The sequence below is a fragment of the Shewanella sp. TB7-MNA-CIBAN-0143 genome, from assembly GCF_040310065.1.
Taxonomy (GTDB): domain Bacteria; phylum Pseudomonadota; class Gammaproteobacteria; order Enterobacterales; family Shewanellaceae; genus Shewanella.
Map to the genome: position 1 here is coordinate 1 of NZ_JBEOPL010000031.1, position 23,895 is coordinate 23,895.

At 41.4% G+C, this 23,895-nt stretch carries 18 protein-coding genes and 1 riboswitch; of the genes, 9 read left to right on the forward strand and 9 right to left on the reverse strand.

From position 1 onward, the window contains the following. Window positions 1-343 precede the first annotated feature (343 nt). The gene (locus AAEY97_RS19495; protein ID WP_351000947.1) at window positions 344-2,491 is read right to left on the reverse strand and encodes a TonB-dependent receptor plug domain-containing protein; all 2,148 of its coding nucleotides are present in this window, start codon (window positions 2,489-2,491) and stop codon (window positions 344-346) included. A gap of 258 nt (window positions 2,492-2,749) precedes the next feature. Next, window positions 2,750-2,849: riboswitch (TPP riboswitch) on the forward strand. 208 nt (window positions 2,850-3,057) lie between these two features. On the opposite strand from AAEY97_RS19495, the gene thiC reads away from it, so the two are divergent. The 8 genes from thiC (at window position 3,058) to AAEY97_RS19535 (ending at window position 11,394) form a co-directional block, all read left to right on the forward strand. Next, complete coding sequence (gene thiC / locus AAEY97_RS19500) at window positions 3,058-5,058, forward strand: phosphomethylpyrimidine synthase ThiC (protein WP_351000917.1); 2,001 nt, start codon at window positions 3,058-3,060, stop codon at window positions 5,056-5,058. 5 nt (window positions 5,059-5,063) lie between these two features. Next, window positions 5,064-6,740 carry a bifunctional hydroxymethylpyrimidine kinase/phosphomethylpyrimidine kinase gene (locus AAEY97_RS19505; protein WP_351000920.1) on the forward strand — a complete coding sequence of 559 codons (1,677 nt, stop codon included), beginning with the start codon at window positions 5,064-5,066 and terminating at the stop codon, window positions 6,738-6,740. Then, a complete protein-coding gene (locus AAEY97_RS19510; protein WP_351000923.1) occupies window positions 6,737-7,549 on the forward strand; it encodes a HesA/MoeB/ThiF family protein in 813 nt (270 codons plus the stop codon). The genes AAEY97_RS19505 and AAEY97_RS19510 overlap by 4 nt, the downstream gene beginning before the upstream one ends. Then, entirely contained in the window at window positions 7,536-7,763 is a 228-nt protein-coding gene (gene thiS / locus AAEY97_RS19515) for a sulfur carrier protein ThiS (protein ID WP_101087010.1), read from the forward strand. The genes AAEY97_RS19510 and thiS overlap by 14 nt, the downstream gene beginning before the upstream one ends. Window positions 7,764-7,765: 2 nt before the next feature. Continuing rightward, window positions 7,766-8,581: a thiazole synthase gene (locus tag AAEY97_RS19520; RefSeq protein WP_351000950.1), complete on the forward strand. Its 816-nt coding sequence runs from the start codon at window positions 7,766-7,768 to the stop codon at window positions 8,579-8,581. Continuing rightward, complete coding sequence (gene thiH, locus AAEY97_RS19525) at window positions 8,578-9,693, forward strand: 2-iminoacetate synthase ThiH (protein WP_351000927.1); 1,116 nt, start codon at window positions 8,578-8,580, stop codon at window positions 9,691-9,693. Before AAEY97_RS19520 ends, thiH begins: the two co-directional genes overlap by 4 nt. 76 nt (window positions 9,694-9,769) lie before the next feature. Then, window positions 9,770-10,057 (forward strand): chemotaxis protein, encoded by a 288-nt coding sequence (locus AAEY97_RS19530; protein ID WP_101087013.1) that lies wholly within the window; start codon window positions 9,770-9,772, stop codon window positions 10,055-10,057. Window positions 10,058-10,059: 2 nt separating this feature from the next. Beyond that, window positions 10,060-11,394: a putative metalloprotease CJM1_0395 family protein gene (locus AAEY97_RS19535; protein ID WP_351000929.1), complete on the forward strand. Its 1,335-nt coding sequence runs from the start codon at window positions 10,060-10,062 to the stop codon at window positions 11,392-11,394. Window positions 11,395-11,751: 357 nt separating this feature from the next. On the opposite strand, the gene AAEY97_RS19540 is transcribed toward AAEY97_RS19535, so the two are convergent. From AAEY97_RS19540 to cmoA, 8 genes are all read right to left on the reverse strand, one after another. Beyond that, on the reverse strand, window positions 11,752-12,651 hold the full coding sequence (locus AAEY97_RS19540; protein WP_101087015.1) for a LysR family transcriptional regulator: 900 nt from the start codon (window positions 12,649-12,651) through the stop codon (window positions 11,752-11,754). A 107-nt stretch (window positions 12,652-12,758) separates the two neighbouring features. After that, window positions 12,759-13,889 carry a DUF3541 domain-containing protein gene (locus AAEY97_RS19545; RefSeq protein ID WP_101087016.1) on the reverse strand — a complete coding sequence of 377 codons (1,131 nt, stop codon included), beginning with the start codon at window positions 13,887-13,889 and terminating at the stop codon, window positions 12,759-12,761. Further along, window positions 13,867-15,669: a hypothetical protein gene (locus AAEY97_RS19550; RefSeq protein WP_351000933.1), complete on the reverse strand. Its 1,803-nt coding sequence runs from the start codon at window positions 15,667-15,669 to the stop codon at window positions 13,867-13,869. The genes AAEY97_RS19545 and AAEY97_RS19550 overlap by 23 nt, the downstream gene beginning before the upstream one ends. Continuing rightward, a complete protein-coding gene (locus AAEY97_RS19555; protein WP_101087018.1) occupies window positions 15,632-16,588 on the reverse strand; it encodes an alpha-L-glutamate ligase-like protein in 957 nt (318 codons plus the stop codon). The genes AAEY97_RS19550 and AAEY97_RS19555 overlap by 38 nt, the downstream gene beginning before the upstream one ends. Further along, window positions 16,588-18,096, reverse strand: coding sequence for an inactive transglutaminase family protein (locus tag AAEY97_RS19560; protein ID WP_101087019.1), 1,509 nt, complete (start codon window positions 18,094-18,096; stop codon window positions 16,588-16,590). The genes AAEY97_RS19555 and AAEY97_RS19560 overlap by 1 nt, the downstream gene beginning before the upstream one ends. An 8-nt stretch (window positions 18,097-18,104) precedes the next feature. Beyond that, the gene (locus AAEY97_RS19565) at window positions 18,105-18,875 is read right to left on the reverse strand and encodes an ATP-dependent zinc protease family protein (RefSeq protein WP_101087020.1); all 771 of its coding nucleotides are present in this window, start codon (window positions 18,873-18,875) and stop codon (window positions 18,105-18,107) included. A 25-nt stretch (window positions 18,876-18,900) separates the two neighbouring features. Beyond that, window positions 18,901-19,893, reverse strand: a complete 993-nt coding sequence (cmoB, locus tag AAEY97_RS19570) for a tRNA 5-methoxyuridine(34)/uridine 5-oxyacetic acid(34) synthase CmoB (RefSeq protein ID WP_335693007.1) — start codon at window positions 19,891-19,893, stop codon at window positions 18,901-18,903. After that, the gene (gene cmoA / locus AAEY97_RS19575) at window positions 19,890-20,621 is read right to left on the reverse strand and encodes a carboxy-S-adenosyl-L-methionine synthase CmoA (protein WP_101087022.1); all 732 of its coding nucleotides are present in this window, start codon (window positions 20,619-20,621) and stop codon (window positions 19,890-19,892) included. Before cmoA ends, cmoB begins: the two co-directional genes overlap by 4 nt. Window positions 20,622-21,017: 396 nt before the next feature. Between cmoA and AAEY97_RS19580 the strand changes: the two genes are divergently transcribed. Next, the gene (locus AAEY97_RS19580; RefSeq protein ID WP_101087023.1) at window positions 21,018-23,843 is read left to right on the forward strand and encodes a diguanylate cyclase domain-containing protein; all 2,826 of its coding nucleotides are present in this window, start codon (window positions 21,018-21,020) and stop codon (window positions 23,841-23,843) included. The last annotated feature ends 52 nt before the right edge of the window (window positions 23,844-23,895 follow it).

A 23,895-nucleotide genomic window follows, 5' to 3' on the forward strand; every position in this document is an offset into this window, starting at 1 on the left:
GAGCGGTAGTTCAGTTGGTTAGAATACCGGCCTGTCACGCCGGGGGTCGCGGGTTCGAGTCCCGTCCGCTCCGCCAAATAAGAAAAAAGCCTCTACAGAAATGTAGGGGCTTTTTTCTGTTCAAAAATCAACAGAATGTGTTATTCAGCCTAGAATGCAATACCTGCTAGATTATCAAATGTCAGCTCATTAGTGTTATTCCATCGCAGATCAATAGAAACCGGCCTGTCACGCCGGAGGTCGCGGGTTCACTGTCTTAACATCAGCAAAATTGCTGTTTTAGCCTAGCCAATAATGTGGTACACATTACTGGCCATATGCTTTATGACTTATAGCTGATTAACTAGAACGCGTAACTGACATTCAATTCGAGTGAGCGACCCGCACCAGCGATTTGTTGAAAACCGTTACTGTTATCAGCCTTATATTCAGCAATACTGATACCGCCAAGTGGCAATTGATAATACTCATCAAGCAGATTTTTCACTGCTATAGTCATTGTGGCATCTTGCCATTGGATACTGCTGCTTAAGTTAAGCAGTGTGTAACTGTCAGTTGTGTTTTCTAAACGCTGTTCATCCACGCGGTCTTTACTCGCAACCCATAGCCAACTGAGACTATTTTGCCAATCGCCTAGCTGTTGTTGTAAAGCTAGCTTAGTTTGCAAAGGTTTTATTTGATACAGCGCTTGGTCATTGTCATCTCTTTCGCCGCGCGTGGCACTGATATTAGCGTTAAGGAGCCATTTACCACTGCGGTTTTCTGTTATTTGATATTCAGCATCTATGCGTGCACCAAACAAGGTCACGTCCACATTTGCAAACTGTAAAATATGACGACGATTACTATCGATGCTTGTGCGATTAAAGCTGCTGACCACATTAGCATCAATATAATTATTGATGTCGCTATACCAAGCTGTTGCACTAAATGCTAAATCATCTTGTACTCGCTTGTAAGCCATACTCAATGTATGTGCAGTTTCTGCACTAAGGTCTGGGTTACCTATGTAGCCGTTTGCATCGCCGTACCAGCCAATCATAGTCGTCGACATGGTGCTTTGGCCCCAACTGTATCGCTCATATAAATTTGGGGCGCGGTTCTTTCGGGCTAAACCAAGTTCTATCACTTCAGTATCACTGAGTTGATAGCGAGCTAGAAGGGTGGCATCGATGTTATTGTCATTGTGCTTTCGATATAGGCTATTAAATTCATCTGCGGCCATGGCATTAACATTGGTCATGCCCATCATACTCATAGTGTTATAAGGTTGAACCTCACCTGTGCTGGTTGATACGTATTCATAACGAACACCTGCAGACAGCCACCAACGAGTATTAAGTGTTTGTTGCCACTCGCCATAAAGTGCAGCACGTTGGCGTTCGCCATCATTGATATTGACGTAGTCATTGGGGCCCATCATGGTAGAACCTTCAATCGCTGGCCATGTATCATCAAGCTGATAAACATAATATTCTTGGCCAATTAATAATGTACTGTCTGAACTGATTGGCAGCAGCCAATGCAGTTGGTAACTGTAATCTTTACCCTTAGTTTCCATTGGCATCATGCCGGTTTTTTCATCGCTAAAGAAACCCATCTCATGCTCTACATGGTGCCAGTTTACTTGGGCAGTGAACTCGCCTTCATTTTCCAGCGTTCGTTGATAGCGCACTAATGCGCCATAACTGTCATTATTCGTCATGTCCATATACTGGTTAGCGAAACCTTGAAAGGGGATATGTTGATGGGTCAATTTGACAGCAATTTGTTGGTTGTCATCTTGCCAAGCAGCAACTAATGCATGATTTTGTGATTGGTATAAGGTGTCTAGTACTTTATCGCCGTGGCCGTCGGTATAGCTGTTAGCGTCTTCAAATGCTCCTTGGTAACTAAAGCTTAATGTTTTATTTGCAACAGTGGCATTTACACCTGCGAGAATAGCGTCGTTGGTACTTCGGTAACCACTAGATATGTTACCACTTTGCCATGTCACATTGTCACTCTCGGTAAATACAGGGGTTAAGCTATTGACGTTAATTACGCCAGCAATGTTATCGCCACCGGCGCTCACCGGAGAGACTCCAGCAACCACTTGGGTCGAACTAATGTGATTGGCTGACACATAAGAAAGTGGCGGGTTCATCTGGTTTGCACATGATGAGGTAATATCACTGCCATCAATGAGCACCTTAATGCGATCGCCCATCATGCCATTTAAAATCGGTAATGCCGATACGCCACCTGCTTCAGAAAAGTCTACTCCTTGCTTTTCAAGTAAGCTTTGGGCTGAGCCGAGTAAGTCTTTGTTAGTCGTGTTTTGTCCATGTACTTCAACCCGCTCAATGCCTTCACTATTTTGCTTATCGTACTGCTCAGCCATTACTTGAGGTGTAATAGCAAACATTACAGCCAATGAAATTGATGAGTAAACCCATGGGTAATTTGTATTTGATTTAATGGTTTGGATTGCTTTTTTTACCAACGTCATCACCTTTGTTATTATTTTATCAACCTTTGATGAATATATTTCAAAGGTTTTTATCAGTTTTTTGAAATTATAACCTGCTAATAAATATGATGAATGCGACATAGTGTCGCACCTTGATGAATAGCTGTCTGTGGTGATGAATGAATCATGGAGATATCAATGACACTGCATCAGTTTCTGACATGTGGATTGATAACTTTTGTATGAAATGATTATTTTAGTGCTTGTTATTTAGCGAAAAACTTGCTTATACTGCGTGACATCTTGTCGGAGTGCCATTATGGCTGAGACCGTTTATTCGGGATCCGTTGAACCTGATCAGGCTAGAACCTGCGAAGGAAACAAGCGTAATAATCATGATAGTTGGGAAGATAAATAACGTATTAACAAGACCGTAAATGGACGTTTACCTCCGAGTTTTTTATCGGTTTATATATCCAGTTACGTTATTACTTTAGTATTTTTCTATGTGATTATTGACGTAAGCAATAGTATTTTTTATTGTTTACTGCTGCTATCAACACCTCTCCAGACAAGCAACTCTACTCTTAATATTGAGGTTGCTAATGTCAAATCCAAACCGTCGTCAAACTCGAGCTAACGCTCAACAATTTATTGATACCCTTAAACCGTTACAACATCCTAATTCTGAAAAAGTCTATTTAACGGGTAGTCGAGCTGATATCAACGTCGCTATGCGTCAGGTTAATCAAACTGAAACCGTGATTGGCGGCACCGATGCAAAACCCATTAAACAAGCCAATCCGCCTATTATGGTCTACGACTGCGCGGGTGCTTATTCTGATCCCCTTGCCGATATTAATGTGCGTGAAGGCTTACCTAAAATCCGACAAGCATGGATTGATGAGCGCCAAGATACAGAGCAATTAACCGGTGCAAGTTCAGGCTTTACCCAACAGCGACTAGCCGATGATGGACTCGATCATTTACGCTTTGATGCCCTTGTCGCGCCTAAACGTGCCAAGTCGGGCAAATGCGTGACCCAAATGTATTATGCACGCCAAGGTATTATTACCCCTGAAATGGAATACATTGCCATTCGTGAAAACATGGCTCGTGCTGAAGTAACCGACACCGTATTAACCCAAAAAGCGCCTGGAGAGGCTTTTGGTGCTCATATTGGTCAGCTGATCACACCTGAGTTTGTCCGTGATGAAGTCGCTCGAGGTCGAGCGATTATTCCGTTGAATATTAACCATCCTGAAACCGAACCTATGATTATTGGGCGTAATTTTTTGGTGAAGGTGAATGCCAATATTGGTAATTCAGCGGTGACATCTTCGATTGAAGAAGAAGTTGAAAAACTGGTGTGGTCAACCCGTTGGGGTGCAGATACGGTCATGGACTTGTCGACCGGGCGTTATATTCATGAAACGCGTGAGTGGCTTATCCGTAATTCGCCAGTGCCAATTGGTACCGTGCCGATTTATCAAGCATTAGAAAAGGTTAATGGCATTGCCGAAGACCTCAGTTGGGCAGTATTTAGAGATACATTGATTGAACAAGCCGAGCAGGGCGTAGATTATTTTACGATTCATGCTGGGGTGTTATTGCGTTATGTACCCATGACCGCTAAACGCCTTACCGGCATTGTGTCACGTGGCGGTTCAATTATGGCTAAGTGGTGTTTAAGCCACCATCAAGAAAGTTTCTTATATGAACATTTTCGTGATATTTGCCAGATTTGCGCCCAATACGATGTGTCATTGTCGTTAGGCGATGGTATGCGCCCCGGTTCAATTGCCGATGCCAATGATGAAGCGCAATTTGCGGAATTAGAAACCTTAGGTGAATTGGTCAAAATTGCATGGGAATATGATGTGCAAACCATCATTGAAGGCCCTGGTCATGTGCCAATGCAATTGATTAAAGTCAATATGGAAAAGCAATTGGCCCTTTGTGACGAAGCACCATTTTATACCTTAGGCCCACAAACAACCGATATTGCGCCGGGCTATGATCACTTCACCTCTGGTATCGGCGCTGCCATGATGGCTTGGTACGGCGTGGCGATGTTGTGTTACGTCACCCCCAAAGAACACTTAGGTTTGCCAAATAAAGAAGATGTAAAACAAGGCTTAATTGCCTACAAGATTGCAGCTCATGCTGCTGATGTCGCTAAAGGTCATCCAGGTGCGCAAGTACGTGATAATGCGTTATCAAAAGCCCGCTTTGAATTCCGTTGGGAAGATCAATATAACCTAGGTCTTGATCCTGATACCGCTCGTGCTTACCACGACGAATCGTTACCACAAGAATCGGCAAAAGTGGCTCACTTTTGTTCAATGTGTGGACCTAAATTCTGTTCGATGAAAATAACCCACGAAGTGCGTGAATATGCCGCGAATCTTGAACAAGCTGAAGCACTTAAGATTGAAGTCTCTTCCGCTAGTGCTTATCAAGCTCAACATACGGCTCAAGCCATAAATCCGGCGGAAGCGATGGCACAAAAGTCGGCAGAGTTCAAAGCGTCGGGATCGGCGCTTTATCATGACGTCAAATCTGTCGCACAAGTTGATACTGACTTAACGGTTGAGGTGGAATAATCGCCATGAATTCATCGACATTTGTCAGTGAATCCATAACGCAAACCCCACCCATTGTCTGGACCATAGCGGGTTCTGACAGTGGTGGTGGTGCGGGGATTCAAGCTGATTTATTAACTTTGCAAGACTTGTCGTGTCACGGGTGTAGCGTAATAACCACAGTAACTGCGCAAAACTCAGTCAGTGTGAGCCTTGTTGAAACCGTTTCTGAATCCATGTTGTTGGCTCAGTTCAGCAGTTTACTTGCCGATCTGCCGCCAGTGGCGATTAAAATTGGCCTGTTGGCATCCCAAGCACAGGTGGACATATTAGCTGGCTGTTTAGCTCAAATGCGTGCTACTCAGATGATGGTACCTTTTGTGGTGCTTGATCCTGTCATGGTCGCCAGTAGTGGTGCGCACTTTAATCCTATCGAACTCGATTTTAGTCCTCTCATTGGCTTAATTGATCTACTAACGCCTAATCAGCACGAATTGAAACGTTTATGTTCTCAGTATGCGTTCGCGCAATATTGTGATGTCGATAACAAGGTTGCTCAGCAACAGCAAATGATCTGCGATGCCAAATTGTTATCCGATACATTTAAATGCAATGTGCTCGCTAAAGGCGGTGATGCTCAATGGCAGCAACAATATGCAATAGATGTATATGTGAGTAAAAGCGTTAAAGGTGCCAGTATTACACACAGTAATGCGGTGTTTATGCTAAGTAGCCAGCGGATAGCAACCACCAATAATCATGGCAGTGGTTGCACATTATCATCTGCCATAGCGTGTTTTATTGCCCATGAGTTCGTGATTCATGATGCTATTGTGCTGGCAAAAGCCTACGTCAATAAGGGACTTACTTTAGGCGTAAGCCTTGGTCAAGGACCTGGTGTTTTAGCCCGTACTGGTTGGCCTGATGATTTAGGCATGATGCCATCAATCAAGTTGGTATCTTCTGAGCATCTCGCTGATGATTCGTGCAAGCAAGCTGCACCGAATGGTTTTAAATCACTGCATCAACCCTTGGGGATTTATCCTGTTGTAGCTGATATCGATATGCTTAAACAATTGTTAAAAGCGGGCTGTAAGACGGTTCAATATCGTGCCAAGTTAGCTATTAATATCGATACTGATGACAGCCATGTATTACAAGGATTAACACTCGAAGCCAATATCATTGAGGCCATCAAACTCGGTCGCGAATATCATGCTCAGTTGTTTATTAATGATCATTGGCCACTGGCGATTAAACACGGTGCGTTTGGGGTTCATTTAGGCCAAGAAGATATGGCAACTGCAGATTTAACCGCGATAGCGGCAACAGGAATGGCGTTAGGGTTATCGAGTCACAGTTATTTTGAAGCCTTATTAGCTCACCAATGTTCGCCTTCATATATTGCTCTTGGGCATATTTTTGCTACCACGACCAAGCAAATGCCTTCCGCGCCTCAAGGGCTCAGTAAACTTAAACGTTATGCCAGTTTATTTGCGCGCCATTATCCGACAGTTGCTATTGGCGGGATCGATCTCAGTAATTTGGCGTTGATTGCGGATACAGGCGTTGGTGATGCTGCTGTTGTTAGAGCAGTGGCAACGGCTGACGATCCGGCGAAGGCTTATCGAACTTTGCATCATAAATGGTTGCAGCTTACCCGACCTTTACCTAAAGCCAATTTATCTCAGGAGGGTGTATGAGTACTTTATCTGATCGGGATTATATTCAGTATTCGCGCACCATGTTACTGAGCGATATTGGAGAAGCAGGGCAGCTTGCCATTATGAATAGCGCTGTAGTGATCATCGGTGTTGGAGGTTTAGGGCATTTAGTGGCGCACTATTTAGCAGCCGCGGGTGTTCAGAAAATACTGTTAATTGATCATGATGTGGTTGAATTATCCAATCTACCAAGGCAACTCCTGTTCAGGGCCGCTGATATTGGCAAAGCCAAAGTCAGCATTGCAAAAAATGTGCTTAGTAGCGCTTACCCTGAAATCACCATCGATGTGCTAGCACAACGAGTTACATCAGCGCATTTTAATCAGCTTGTTAAACAATTTACCGTAAAACCTGTGGTGTTTGATTGCACTGATAATGTGAGTGCGAGGCAACTGATAAACCAAATGTGTGTACAGCATCAGTTAGCCTTGGTTAGTGGTGCTATTAGTGCATATCAGGGGCAATTATTTTGTATCGATTTTTCCCACACACATTCGCATTCATACAGCGGTTGCTATTGTTGTTTATATCCACTTGATACCCCCATTATGCAAAATTGTACTCAAACTGGAGTGCTAGGGCCTGCTGTGGGTATTATCGCCAGTATGCAAGCGCTGGTGGGCCTTCAGCACATCTGCAATACCTTTACCCAATACGGTGTTCTACATCGATTTAATGGTAAGGATTTACGCTGGCAGCATGCCCAAATGAGTCAAGACCCACAATGTGAAGTATGCCATCAATATCCATTAACTGATCATCAGGAGCGGTCTAATGTCACAAACTGATCCCCTCGAGCTAATAACCCTGCACCTTAATGGTGTCGAGCAACATGTTCGGGCCAATTTGAATTTGGCTGAACTACTTATACTCAGCGATTTACCCACTCAAGGAGTGGCTATCGTGGTCAACGATACTGTTGTGCCTCGAAGTCGTTGGATGCATATAGTGTGTCAAGCCGATGACAATATCACCGTTTTTTCTGCCGTTGCTGGAGGTTAATGATGTTAATGATAGCCGATCATCAATTTTCGTCTCGGTTACTCACCGGAACGGGAAAATTTTCAGATCACAATACAATGTTACAAGCGATAGCAAGTTCTGGGTCGCAGTTAGTCACCTTAGCGATGAAGCGGATTGATTTGACTCGCGGCCATGACAATTTACTCGGTCCTTTGCAAAGTATGGGGGTTAAATTATTACCCAATACCGCTGGTGCGCGTAATGCCAAAGAAGCCATTTTTGCTGCTGAACTCGCTTATGAAATGTTGGGCACTAAATGGATTAAACTTGAAATTCATCCCGATCCCAAATACCTCATGCCCGATCCAATTGAAACATTGATTGCGGCTCAATACTTATGCGAACAAGGCTATATTGTTATGCCTTATGTGCATGCCGATCCAGTATTGTGTCGGCGCTTAGAAGAAGTCGGTTGCGCTGCGGTTATGCCACTCGGCAGCCCAATAGGCAGCAATCAAGGCTTAGCGACGGAAACATTCTTAAGCATTATTATTGAACAGGCCAATATTCCGGTAATAGTAGATGCCGGCATTGGCGCACCTTCACAAGCTTGCAGAGCTATGGAAATGGGCGCTGCAGCAGTATTGGTAAATACCGCGATTGCAAGTAGTGCCAATCCCCAACAAATGGCTAAATGTTTTGCTGATGCAGTTGCAACAGGAAGACAAGCATATCTTGCTGGATTAGGGGCAGTGAACAACCATGCTAACGCGACCAGTCCTTTGACCGGATTCTTGTCAGAACCATCAATCAATTCGCTTGCAAAGTCAGTGAATGGTAAGGGGGGGCTAGCATGACGTATTCAAGCGTGTTTTCGCAATTAGCCCCCGATGCGTTATCGATGAAGCTGTATTCGACTACTGCCAAAGACGTTGAGCGGGCTTTGAAAAATCCAAGCGGTAATCTTGATAGCTTGTTGGCATTATTATCTCCAGCCGCAATGGCATATATTGAACCGATGGCGCAGCAAGCAGCTCAGCTGACTCGGCAGCGATTTGGTGCCAATATCGGTCTTTTCTTACCCTTATATTTATCAAACTTATGCGCCAACGAGTGCGATTATTGTGGCTTTAGTATGAGTAACAAGGTCAAGCGTAAAACCCTTAATAGTGATGAACTAGCAGCCGAAATGGCGATTATTAAACAACGAGGCTTTGATTCGATATTATTAGTGTCTGGTGAGCATGAAACTAAAGTTGGAATGGGGTATTTTGAGTCGGTGTTACCACTCGTTAACACGGCTTTTAATTATGTAGCAATGGAAGTTCAACCATTAGAAACTGAACAGTATCAGCGTCTTGGCAAATTTGGCGTTGATGCCGTTATGGTCTATCAAGAAACCTATCGTCCACATACTTACGCTCAACATCATACACGCGGTAAAAAACAAGATTTTATCTATCGTTTAGATACCCCAGACAGAGTTGCTCAAGCGGGAATTGATAAAATTGGCCTAGGTGTATTACTTGGGTTAGATGATTGGCGACTCGATGCATTGCTAATGGGGCATCATCTTGATTATTTGGAAAAAACCTATTGGCGCAGTCGCTACAGTATTTCATTACCTCGTTTACGTCCGTGTACTGGCGGTATTACACCAAAAGTTGAATTAACCGATGCAGGATTAGTGCAAATGATCTGTGCGTTTAGATTGTTTAACTCTCAACTTGAAATCAGTTTATCAACGCGTGAGCTGCCGTCGCTGAGGGATAATTTACTGCCATTAGGGATTACCCACATGAGTGCAGGAAGCTCAACTCAACCTGGTGGTTATATGGCACCTGACAGTCAACTTGATCAATTTGAAATCAGTGATAACCGCTCTGTTGAACAGGTTATTTCACAAATTAAATTACGAGGGATGAATCCAGTATGGAAAGATTGGGAGATGGGTTGGGTTAACGGCTAACTTTTGTTTGAAAACTGTACATATTAGTCGGTTTAGGCCATAATAAATCGACTTTTTTAAAATCAGGAGCAGTATTATGCAAGTTCAATCAGCCTATGCGTCAGGTATGCAGGGATTGCAAAGTGCTCAACAAGGTTTAGCGCAAGCAACAACATCTGTTGCGATGCCAGATCAACAAAAACCGGCTGTGTCTATTTCACCAAGCCAAGATACTGTGACCTTAAGTTCTCGTGCTGTTGGGCAAACTGACACCACATCAGCTTTAGTGTCTGCGACTGAATCATCCAACCAAGCTCAAGCATCTGCTAAAGTGATTGAAGTAGCTTCTGAGACTGTTGGCAGTTTGATTGATATTGAAGTGTAATCATGAATGCGGCGATGGTTTCTGCAAATACTGGGGCAGTTAATAATACTGCCCAACTTAACCACCGCAATTCATTGTCCACGCCGCAAGCTCAACCACATACACAAGCAATCAATAGTGCTCAAACAACAAATAGCATTCAAGTCAGTAACCCTCGATCTGCCCCCACTATTGCTGTAGACATTCAATCTGGAAATATCCAGTCAGGTTCAGTTAAAAACAGCTCGCTCAAATCCAGTTCATTTCAAACTACGGTCTCATCAACAGCGGCGTTTAAGGTACCGATAGACCTTAAACCCACTATAAGCACAGATACTCAGCATAACTCTACATCTAGCTTAACTGCGAGCAATGAAACCAAGTCTCAAAAAATTATAGTTGCTGATACATTCAATAGTTACAGCTTAAAAAGTGGTCCACTTAATCTTACTGGAGTATTAAATCGTTCACCTACTCCAATCCAGGCAACTGATACCGTTGCTGGGACATTTGTGAGTACAGATACACCAGCCGCAACGAGTAATGGTGAAGCCGTTAATGCTCAACAGCCAGTAGTTAATATCTTTAATCAACCCTCGGATGCTTCAGCGACAGAAACAAATACTTCAGCTGTAGCAACAAATACTACGGACCAAAATTCATCAGTGGATGATCCGTCAGTCAATGCAGAATCTCAAACATCAAACCGTCAAGCTGAAACAGCAGCTCAACAAGTTGAGCAACAGGTAAAAGACAAACAACAACAAATTGAACAAGCTGAAATTAAACAAATTGATCAACTGGCACAACGAGATACCGAAGTTAAAACCCACGAACAAGCCCACGCAGCAGTGGGAGGAAGTTTGGCACAAAGCCCGAGTTATCAATATGAAAAAGGCCCCGATGGACGTCGCTATGCGGTGGATGGTGAGGTCAATATCGATGTGTCTACTGTTGATGGTGATGCGCAAGCAACGTTAAGTAAAATGCAGAAAGTGTATGCCGCTGCGATGGCGCCAGTACAGCCGTCAATGGCTGATATTCGTGTGGCGGCGCAAGCATTACAAAACATGAATGAAGCAAAGAAAGAGTTAATAACAAGTAATTCAGATGCTTTGTCATCAACAACAACAACGAATACTTCCATATCGCAAAACAGTCAAACTTTAACCAATGATCCTCTTAATGCTGATGATTCAAACATGAGTTTATTGTCTCCAAATCGTTCATTATCAGCAGAACAGCGTCATTCTACTATGGCAAACGACACTGCAGCAGTTGACGATTCAACTAGTCAGTCTCTACCTTTCCCAGAACGTTATTCACAACAGCATCAATCCATCGAAATCTACGTGTAGTTTTTTTCGATGTCTCCGCAGTATGCATTCAACACTCACTAAATTCGATAATTTAGCGATGGTAAATTATCTGAACTCGATATTAACGACTTAATCAGAACTTGGCTGAACGCATCCTAGTATCGCAAGCCAAATCATAATGCCCTATGTATATTTTGCCAAATGAGCTAATTTATATGGATGCTAAGATGTTTAATTGAAAGTGCAGGGAACAATGATTTTTCAGCGATTTGTGCAAGATAAGGATTCACGAGCATGACAAAAATCATGTGTTATGTAGAAGCTGACTTGAATAAGTCGCCATATTGATTAAATATCTACAACACCAAATCTAAGTAAATTTTTTTATACTGATAATCAGCCATTAAAAGGTAAGTTATGCTGTTTTAAAATTAAGCTTTCTAATAACTTACAAGCAGGGCCTTGCTGATCGCGATTAGGGACAACCAGATTCAATATTGCTTTTCGATTATTACCTCCACGCAAATGAAGACGGATGAGTTGTTTATTTTGCAGTTCTTGCTGCACAACAAAGTTTGGGATCCAACAAAAACCTATGTTACGCGCTAAAATCGATTTTGCTTCATGAAAGTTAGATACCGTCCAACGTTGTTCCGCTTTTAGCCAACCAATATCATTGGTTGCATTTATTCCCGTATCTTTAATCACAATTTGTAAATGCTGGGCTAACTGCTTGTCATCATCAATGCGTTCTAATTGCGCAAGCGGATGGTCTGGATGACACACAAGTTCAAAATTTAATTCGCATAATGGCTCTGCAATATGGCCTTTGGGTGGTGTAGCGCAAATAGCAATGTCGACTTCATTATTAAGCACAAGTTCATGAGTGCCAGTGATCACCGAGTCGATAATCGTTACCCTTGTACCACGACTTTGAGGTAAAAACTCGTCTAGAGCTGCCACTAGAGTGTCCATCGGATAAATGATTTCTCTGGCAATGGTGAGGTTAGGTTCCCAACCTTGTCCTAAATTTGAGGCTAATTGTTCTAGCTCTTCAACAGATTGAGTTAAATGACGAGAACGACGTAATAACACTTCTCCTTGCTCGGTTAAATAGGCTTTGCGGCCTTTTACTTCGAGTAAGTTAATCCCCAGTTGATGCTGCAACTTGGCCACCGCATGGTTTAGTGACGATTGGCTCTTGTTGAGCTTTTCTGCAGCCTGAGCATAGCCTCCAAAATCAACGACAGCTTGGACAATTCGCCATTGTTCTAAGGTTGATTTAGCTCGGCTCATTAAGTGTTCTCTTTATTGTTGAGTAAAAATGACGGAAAATCATAGCTTTGTTTGAAATAAAAAAGGCAAATGCACTGCATTTGCCTCAAACGTATCACCGCTAATATTTAGTGTGATTTAGCATCGTTCATAGACGCTTTAGGCTTAACAAGTTTTGGTAAGTATTTCTTGGTACTAGAAATATTATTTAAATATGGTCCTTTATGTAACGTTTCAGGCCAATCTAATAACATCATTGCTAATACGTTTCTGTGTTCACCAGAAGATAATTCAACTTTGCCATGTGGTGAGGGGATCATCATCGTTTTAGGATCGTAAGCCGCAATCACATGCTTTTTCACTTTCTCTACAACTGGGTTATCGCCGTTACCAGTAATTAAGAAACTAATACCCACTTCAGTAATAATATCTTCAGTAGTATCGGTTAAAATGCGATCAATGTTGTTTTCAAAGTAATCTAAAATCCACTGATACTCTTTTGGATCGACTGGATGTTGATAATACTCGCTAGCTGAAAAAATAAAGTGAGTCATACCATAAACTTTGTTTTTATATTGGCCTTTTTTGAGCTTATCATCATTACTATCTGGATAGGTTTTAATGAAAGCTTGTTTGTAAGCTTGGTAATAGTCGCCAACACCGATTTGCTTGGCCCAATATACATAGTTGATTAACTGCGCGGCCCAAGCTTTGATCATTTTTGGATCAGTGAAAGCGGGCTCTAAATTAGCACTTTTTAGGGTTTTTATCATTAAATCATGACAAGGTCCGGTAAAGCCAAACTCATCGACTCGACTGGCATAGCGCAATAGCACATCGGTATATAACATAAAGTTAGGGTAGGGAGCGATGGCTTCCTTACGGGCTGTAGCCCGTGGGCCAGAGCCTAATTTATCCGCTTCAATTTTTGATTCACTTTTAATAAAACCGGGTTTATCCAGATTACAAGAATAGTATGCTTGGCGCTCTGCAATGGTGAGCAAATCGATTAATGAACCGTTAGCGTATTTTGCTTCCCCAGTCATACGGAATTGACGTATAGCATAATGGCCTTGTACACGAGGCGGTAATGAATAAAGATTGGTTTCTAAATTGGTTTTAATGCCTTGATAAACTTGGTCAGCAGTTAACTTATGTGGTGTTTTTTCAACGGACTCTTTTGCGAACGCCACACTACTAAACAACGTAGCTGATAATAGTAAGTACGAGAGTGTTTTACTCTTGCGTAGTTCCAGCATGTTTAAATCTCCTGATAAGTGAATGTGGGTCTATTGGTGGGCCAATAAGCTGCTCAAGTTGATCGTCTAAAGTTAAATGTGTTTCGTTTACAACCAATAAATTAAATATCGCGCGAGTCGATATATTGGTCGGTGTGTCAGCAATGATTAATTGAGTCAATGCGGTTTGCCATAAAGGAAGATAATGATTAATTCCTTGATTAGCAATAGCTTGATAACTATATATTGCGTCCGTTGCATTTGGCCATGGTAGGCCAAAGCTTTGCTCAAAAGCCACTGATAGTAGTTGATTATGACTTAACCAAATATCCTGCTGTGTACCTTTGAAATTACCTTTATATTGATAAAAAGCCAGTGAAACCTTTGTCCTAAATACCCATAATTGCTGTTGATATTGTGCTGCTAATTGGTGTCTTTTAGGCAATTGGGATAAGTTCAGCTGTTGTGTAATGTAGTGTGCTAACCACTGTGTTGCAATCGCATGGGCATCAGTGTTTTGTGCTCTATTGGTAATAAAATAAAACTGCCCACCTTGCGCCAAGGATACTATTGCTTGGCTTAATCTGTTAATTAATTTTTGTTGTTGTTTCACATGGATTAATTGCGATGGAAAACTTAGCGAATATTGGCCAAATTGATGACCGACAACAGTTTGTTTTATCAATTGACCATCTATATTTAATGGATTGTGCTGCTTATCTTGTGGGTAGGTGAAAATTTCACCCAGTAATCGCTGTTGGTGCCAAACGCGTATGAGGTGTGCCTCACTTAAGCTGCTATGTTGACTGTCTGCAAGCGATGTCGTTTTATTTATTTTAGGATCGTCTATTTTATCATCGTCTATTGTGATCAGTTCAAACTTGAGATCTAAAGCTTTAAGGCTTTCGAATATTTGCTGTAAAAATGCATCCGTAGTAATCGATTTTATAGCCGATAAATTACTTACCCGACTAAGGGCATGGGCAATATTCCATGGCGCGATACCAAGATTACTTGTTTGGCTGGCTAAGAATTGCTCTAACAACTGCGGGGTTAGCCCATGAGATGAGAGTTGTGCCTGTGCGCTATTATCATAGTCTTGAAGAATTGCGTGCTGCTGTTGTAATTGATGGATCAATGCAAGCGCTGGAGCTTGTTTGTCTTTTGCGCGAATTTGATAGGCAAGCCAAACCTGTTTTCTACAGTGTTCATTGGGTTGTGTAATTAAATATTTAGCAATACGAATATCAATATTAGTATTGCTGCTCTCTGAACTAAGTTCATTGGATATTACACAGTCTTGCTGATTAAATTGCATGCTGAAGAGTCGTTGAGACAATGCTTGATTATTACTTGCCTGGGCGCTGTGCAGTTTTGACTTTTCGATTAGCTCCCACTGTGATTGTCTTATGGCGACTAAGCGTTGTCCTAATTGATCATAAGGCGGTCGAAGCTGTAACAACTGATCAATTAAGCGTTGGGTATTGGCTGCTGTAGCTAACGCATAAAGTTCATCGGCAAGGTGTAATTGGCACCATAATAAGCCTTGCCTATTTAGGCTGTCGTTGGCGAAAGGGCGGTAATATTGAATTCTGTCGTTGATATTATTTAACGCAAGTGTGCGCTTTTCAAATTCAACAGCTTGTTGTTCAACAGACTGAAAAGAAACAAGCTTGTCTTGTCCTAAATCAGGTTGATATTGTAAGCACTGTTCGACGAACAGTGCTAAGGGATTAGCCACAGCGCTTGCTGTGGCTAAAAGATTAAAAAATAGGGTTGCTACAAAAATGCTTTTTAGCATAAGCCACGCGTTCCTCAACTGACATTGTTGAGCTTTTCATCGCTTCTACATGCTTAAGTCGAGGTAAAATCCCTCTACCATTGGCAATTTGAATGGTTAGACCAGGACGGGCATTCAATTCAAGTAACAGTGGGCCTTTGTTTTTATCTAACACCATGTCAGTACCTAAATACCCGAGCTCACACATTTCATAGGCACTTGATGCTGTGTGGAGTAAGGTTTCCCAATGAGGAACTTTGATGTTCGACAGTGGAAAGTGAGTATCAGGATGCTTATCAACGGGTAAGTCAAATTGCACAGCATGCAAACTGTGTCCGGTAGCGATATCTAAGCCAACACCTACAGCGCCTTGGTGTAAGTTAGCTTTACCATCTGATGCAGCAGTTGATAAACGTAACATTCCCATGACAGGAAAGCCTTTAAACACAATTAAGCGGATGTCTGGGACACCCTCATAACTTAAGCCTTCAAAGACTGGGTCAAATTCAATTAACCCTTCAACAATTGCGACATCAGGCTTACCGCCGAGAGAGAATAAACCACTTAAAATGTTAGATACATGGCGATAAATTTCGCTATGAGTCACTTCGTGGCCATTGGGCTTGTAATAACAGCCATTACTCACTCTGGTGATCACCATAATGCCTTTACCGCCAGAACCTTTTGCTGGCTTTATCACAAAACCACTACGGTCGAGGACCATAGCTGGGATTTCTTGGATTTTATGTTGTTCATGAACAACCCCAATTAAATCGGGAACGGCTATGCCATTAGCAAGCGCAAGTTGCTTAGTAATTAGTTTGTCATCAACGCGTTTATAAAACTTACGCTGATTATAACGACCAATATAGCTAATATTGCGCCTGTTCATGTTGAGTACACCGCTACGGCTCAATTCCCAGGGCCAGGCGTACTTCATTATTGCTCTCCAACTAATGGTTTAAAGCGTTTCAATTCAGTTAAACGGTAACCTGTGTACTGTCCCATCACTAATACCAACGCTAAAATCACTAAGTGAATGCCTAAGAAGTTGAATACCCAATGCTGAACTAATTGGTTGTCCATGGCTAAGTACGCCAATGTGGCCACAAATAAGCTACCGCCACCTGATACAAAGACTTTCTTAGGGCCTTCTTCTTCCCACAGAATAGACATGCGCTCAATGGTCCACGCAAGAATGATCATCGGGAAGAAGGTAATCGTTAAGCCTTCACTTAAGCCTAATTTGAATGAAATTAAGGTAAATAAGCCGATAATAAAAATAACCACAATAATTACCGCCGATATTCGGGATATGAGCAGTAAGTTAAGCGTCGACAGATAGGAACGGATCATTAAACCAAAGGCAACAATAAGCAAAAAGCCAATTAAGCCGGTTAGTAGGGTCGTTTGAATAAACGCTAGAGCAATCAATACCGGCATAAAAGTACCAGATGTTTTGATGCCGACAATGACGCGTAAGAACACTACGACTAATACCCCAATTGGGATTAACAGAATGCCCTTAAATGTGCTTTGTTCTTCAAGCGGTAACTGATACAAAGAGAAATCCATTGCATCGTCATTCATCATCATGTCGATAGAGGTGGCTAATGCTGAACGAGTATCTTGCAGCATTGAGAAGTTAACTAATGAGCTAGTTCCTCCCATAACATCAAGTACTGAGTGGCCAGTGTATTCCCATAATACTAAAGTATTGTCACGGCCTTTTTTGTTGTTTGGAACGTCAAAAAGTTCCCATTGACCGTTATTGTAAACTTGAACGTATGATGTGAGCTGCTGACGACGTCGTTGATCTTCAAGTTGCAAACCGTTAACAATACGTGCGGGTACCCCTTTTGAGTGCAACATGTGCACAAACAAATTGGTTGAGGTGTTAGCCGATAATAACAACGCCATATTTTGGCTCTGATCATTATCGTTAATCAAATTCATTAACTGCTGAGCAAACGACAGGTTAGTTGCACTGCGAGCCCAGACTTCTTCAATGACTTGCTCTGCTGCTGATTTCTCTGTTGCAGGCCATGAATATAATTCTGGCGTGGCAGGTTCTTCGACGGCTTCAATATTAAGCTTGCCTGTGGGTACCAAAGTGACTCGGTAATATAATGCTTGTGAGCCAGAAGCCTCACGAATAGACCACACGGCGCGACGGTTATTAGTATCTTCTGAAATATTTAAGCCATAACCTGGTGATGATGCATTTTCAACTAAGATGTCAAATGCAGGATCGTTAGGTAATGAGAAATTGACCTCAGCAGGTTGATTCTTTCCATTAAAACTTATTTTGGCATCAACGGCCCAACTTTGTACTTGGTCCCCAGGTAAAAAAGGCACATTGTGTTCGATACCACGATATATGCTGGTGCTGATCCCGATGATAAATAGCAACGCAACGAATATGTAAAACGGTTTACGAGAATGCATTACGGATCCTACTTAATTAACGTGGTAATTTGGTTTTTGGCTTTACCATGAATGTAGATTTGGCCTACATCAACAATGGCAATATCTTTCATAAACTTGCGACCTAGTAATAAAGGATAATCTAGGTGGCTTCGATCCGTTAGGTTTAAATCTGTTTCGGCGGCATATTTACCTATTTTTAAATGGGCATGGATTACTGGACGACGATCATCAGCCGTATCTGCATCTTGTTTAATACGAACAAAGCGTTCAACTTTAGATTCAAAGGTGTTTGCAGGTTGTTCAGTGTTATTAGTTATCACATCATAGCGAACCCACTGTACGCCTTCTCGTTCAAATAATACGATATTGCGTGCGTCTAGAGATGATGACTCTGCACCAGTATCAATACGTGTGGCAAACTTTAATTTTACTTCATCTATATAGACACTTTCGACTTCACCAAGTAGAAACTTCTCACCAATAATGGCTTCAGGACATTGCTGTGGGACCGCCACAGGCTTTGGTGTAGGTGGTTGAACAATAATTGTTTTTGGTTTTTGACTCATTGCGGTGCTTACCTGAGTCTTCAATTTTCTAATTTCGTCAGAAAGCGCACTAATGTCATTTGTCTGCTGACTATTTTGTACATTGATGGCATCAATAATGACGGTTTGCGAAACTTGCAAACTGCTATTCAAATCAGCATTGGTCAACGGTGGTGTTATTGTTTTTTGGGTGGCGGTACAACCCGATAATAGTGCCGCTGCAACGGATAGAGCAATTACCTGCTTTAACATGTCAATTCCTGTTGAATAGTAATATTTATACTAAATCGTGATTCGGTTGGTTCTTTGTTGCAATGATGATAGCCCTCTTAGGCGCGGGATAACCTTCTACGGTTAAACTCACATCATTTGGATCGAGATAATCGACTAGAGATTCATTTTTCATCCAGTGGGTGCTGCGTTGTTCTGCTAGTGAGGTGATATCGATATCTACACAACGAATATCAATAAACTCACATTTCTTTAACCATAACATTAAGGCTGCAACTGATGGTATAAACCAAACGTTGTTCATTTTGCCATATCTATCTTGTGGAACAAGTACCGCATTTTCATCGCCATCAATCACCAGTGTTTCAAGTACCAATTCACCACCCACTCTTAATTGGTCACGTAATTGTAGTAAATGATCTATCGGAGAGCGACGATGATAGAGTACGCCCATCGAGAATACGGTATCAAAGGCATCTAATGCGGGTAATTCCTCTATCCCTAATGGCAGCAAATATACCGGGTGCTGATTACCTGCAACTCGCTTGATAGCTTCAAATTGACATAAAAATAATGGCGAAGGGTCAATCCCTACAACACGAGTTGCGCCATCACCTAACATCCGCCACATGTGATAGCCACTACCGCAACCAACATCTAACACTGTGCGATTCTTTAACGGTGAAATAAAATTTTTAACTCGGTCCCATTTCCAATCACTGCGCCATTCTGTATCAATTTGAATGCCATGAACGGAAAATGGACCTTTACGCCACGGTTGAAACACTGCCAATAAATTGGTTAGTTTTTCAACTTGACCAGGGCTGAGTTGTTCTCCGGTTCCAATTGTTACACTGCTGCTAAAATCTATTTTATCGGGTTTAGGGTAATGTAATTTATTGAGCACTTTTTCCCATTTAGGTAAATTGCCGTGTTTATGATCTCGTTGCCATTTACCTAAAATTGCCGGTAATGTTTCCAACCAGTGTTGTAGGTTTGAATCAGCAATGTCTTTATAAAAAGAGCTAAAATTGATCATTTAATGGCTACCATAGATGCAAAGTTAAAACATTGAAACCAGACTGAGAAGTGACTAAAGCCGTTTTCAGTTAAGCGTTTTTGGTGGACATTTAAGCTGTCTGGACGCATAACGTTTTCTAATGCACTGCGTTTTTGACTTATTTCGAGCTCACTATACCCATTTGCACGCTTAAAATCTAAATGCTGTTCATCTAATAACTGTTGAATTTGATTATCTTCAAAGAATAATTTTTCTGAAATGACTAAAATTCCACCGGGTAACATACCGTCGTAAATACGTTTTATTAGGGCGTCGCGATCATGGGTCGGTAGAAATTGTAGGGTAAAGTTGAGCACCACCATCGACGCATTCTGGATGTCGATATCTCTGATATCAGCACACAATAAATTGACTTGAATGTCGCTGACATACGCAGCAAGATTTTCAGTACAACGCTCAATCATAGACTGACTATTGTCTACCGCATAAATTTGACATCCGCGCCCTTCAATTTGACGACGAATACTTAATGTAGCTGAGCCTAACGAACTACCGAGATCGTATATATTGCTTTGGGGCGTGACAAAGCGATTAGCAAAATCACCAATGGTATTGATAATTTGTGCGTACCCAGGAACAGAGCGGCGGATCATGTCATTAAATACACCAGCAACACGTTGATCAAATTGAAAATCAGTAATTTGGTCGGTCACATGAGCGTATATCTTATCTTGTTGAGAGTTCATCAGCTGTAATGTGGAAAAGTTAGAAATGTATTTTAGCTAATGATGGTGAACCGCAGCAAGTATCTAGCTAATAATTTGTGAGTTTTTTTTCAAATAGTTGACAATGTTGTTAATGGGACAGGTTTTGAATGCTTATGAATGCTGGTATTATGTGCATAAGCTTCAGAATATTAATTTCTATTCATAAAATTAGCATGACTCAAGACTGAATAATGATATTATTTATTCTTGTAACAAAGTAGCAACAAAGCTGTTTTTTAAAGCCATTGCAATCATTTTTTTCTAACCGCTAAAATATTTATGGCTTGGAAAACGGTAGTTAATTTACCCCAAAATGGCAATGAACAAGCTTATTTAATAAATAAGTATAAAAAGTGAAAGTATTAGGGAAAAAACTTGAAATTTATACCTTGGATATTAGCAATATTATTTGCGTGGATATCATTACCTGCGCAGGCAATACATTCAGATAAAGCCAATACGTCAGTACGCCAACTTCCCTTAGTTATCGTGATGGGAGAAGATACTTATCCATTTGAATATTTGGATGAAACGGGAACTCCTGCAGGTATTTTGGTCGATTTGTGGCGCGAATGGTCTATTATTACTGATACCAAAGTGCAATTTGTGTCTCGGCATTGGCAACAGTCACTCGATCAGCTTGAACAGAAAAAAGCAGATGTCCACATTGGCATGTCTCAAAACCAAGCTAGGTTAAAAAAGTTTGATTTTGCCAAACCCTTTACTTCACTCAATACCTATTTATACATTCATAAGTCGCTCAGTAGTAAAAAACAAATTAGTGATTTAGTGCCCTATCAAATTGGTATCGTGAGTGGCTCATCCCATGAAGCAACATTATCAGCGCTAGAACCTAAGCTTAGTTTTAAGCGTTATCAAAATCGTGAACAATTATTACAAGCAGCCGTTAAAGGTGAGTTATTTGTTTTTGCCGGTATTGAAGGATATCAACGCAATTTAGCACTTGAACAAGACATTGCCGCCAATTTTTACAGCTCATCGCGCATACTCATCAAAAAAATCAACTTAGCCCCTGCGGTGGTCAAAGGGGATTTAGAGCTTCTCAACAAAATTAACCATGGTTTTGAATTAATGCCGGCGAAGGTTATTCAGCAAATAGAGCGGCGGTGGTTAGGCTATCATCGACAAACTGCGGGAGTCATTATTGCCATGCAAAATGGTGTCGAGCCTTATGCCGATATCGGCGCTGATGGCTTGCCACATGGAATGTTAGTTGATTTGTGGACTTTATGGTCTGAAAAAACCGGTATCAATATTGATTTTGTTGCGGGTGACATGAGCAGTTCCATTGATGATGTTAAACGTGGTGTTGCAGATGTTCATATTGGTTATCCTGAAAGCCAAGATATGCGCACTGGCTTAAAGCAAGCGTGGCATATTATTTCGGTTAAAAGTCGCTTTTTTAGTTCGAACTTAGCGTTAAATAGCATTGAAAATACGGCTATGCGGATTGGGGTTTTCCCTACCGCGCCTTATATTAGTGATATTAAAAAAGCATTTCCCAAAGCGCAGTTACGTTTTTATGATTCATTAGACGGCATGGTTAAAGCGGCACGTAAAAATGAAATTAGCGGTTTTGTTTCATCTGCAGCAATGACGTCTCATTACTTATTAGCCAATAAGTTGTGGGCAGAGTTTCGTCAATATACCGATATCGAATTTTCAACAGATATGTATGTTTTAACGCGTATTGACGACAGTGGCTTAGCGGATCGGATTCAAGCTGGATTTAATTTGATTTCTGTCGAAGAACAAATTCAAGTTGAGCGTAAATGGTTAATTAACCCAGACGATCGTTTTTTTGCTAATTCTGCCAATAAAATCAAACTAACAACTCAACAAAAGCAATACGTTAGTAGTCTAGGGGCCATAAAAATGGGTTACCTGAAAAATTGGGCTCCTATGGAGTTTCAGGGTAAAAACGGTGAGTTTTTAGGGGTGAATGCAGACATCAAAAATTTATTGGTTACCCAACTCAATTTAACCATTATCCCGGTGGCTTACGATGATTTTGGCAACATGATGAGCGACCTGGTTAAAGGTGAAATTCATTTAGTAGCCAGTATGGCTAAAACGATTGAGCGCGAAAATACACTGGCATTCTCATTAGCATATTGGCCGTCACCTTGGGCGATAGTCACGTCGTTAACTCAGCCTCCCATTTTTAATATCTCCCAAGTTACCGGTAAACGATTGGCTGTTGTTGATGGCTATCACATTGTCGATCAGCTTCGCCAACAATACCCAGGTATAAAATTAGTGCCTGTTGCAGACACTAAGCAAGGTATGGCAGCGGTTATCACGGGTCGTGCGGATATGTTTGTTGAACAAGTAGCAACATTGGCGACTACGTTAAAAGGTGGCCAATATCCGAGTTTAAAAATGTCTTTATTAGCTGAGTTAACTGAGCAGCATAGCCATATAGGCTTATTTCCGGGCGTCAAAGGTTTAGTGCCTTTGATTGATAGAGTCATTGCGACCATTGATGAAACCGAACAACAGAACATGTATCAAAAATGGGTTTCGCTAGATCTTAATAGTGACACATTACGTTACCAACGTTGGTTGAAAATATTAGTGATTGGTTTGCTGATTATCACCTTAATTGCCATCGTGGTTTTAATGTCGAATCGACGTTTAAATGTCGAAATTCAAAAACGTCTTAAAGCTGAAGAGAACCTTCGATTTATGGCTAATCATGACAATGTTACGGCATTGCCAAATCGTAGTTTACTTGACGATAGATTAGCGCAAGCCACTTTGACTCATCATCGGGATAAATCGAAGTTTGCACTGTTATTTATTGATTTAGATGGTTTTAAAGCAATAAACGATCGGCATGGTCATCATGTGGGGGATAAGTTGCTACAACGTATCGCCTTATTATTAAGCCAACATGTGCGAGATTCTGACACGGTTGCCCGTTTTGGTGGTGATGAGTTTGTGGTGTTATTAAATCATATCGAAGCCAAAGAAAATGCACGTCAAGTGGCTGAAAATATTTTATTGGGATTAAAGAAACCGTTACTAATCGATGATATCAATGTCACTATTTCGGCCAGCATCGGTATCGCTATTTTTCCTGATGATGCCGATACCGCTGCTTCATTATTGAAAAAATCAGATCAGTTAATGTATCAAGCTAAAAAAGTCGGTGGCCATCAACATAAAATGAGCTAGTTTTTGGTTGATGGTTTTTCCGTCAGTCGATTGAGTTTATTCGCTGTAGGTC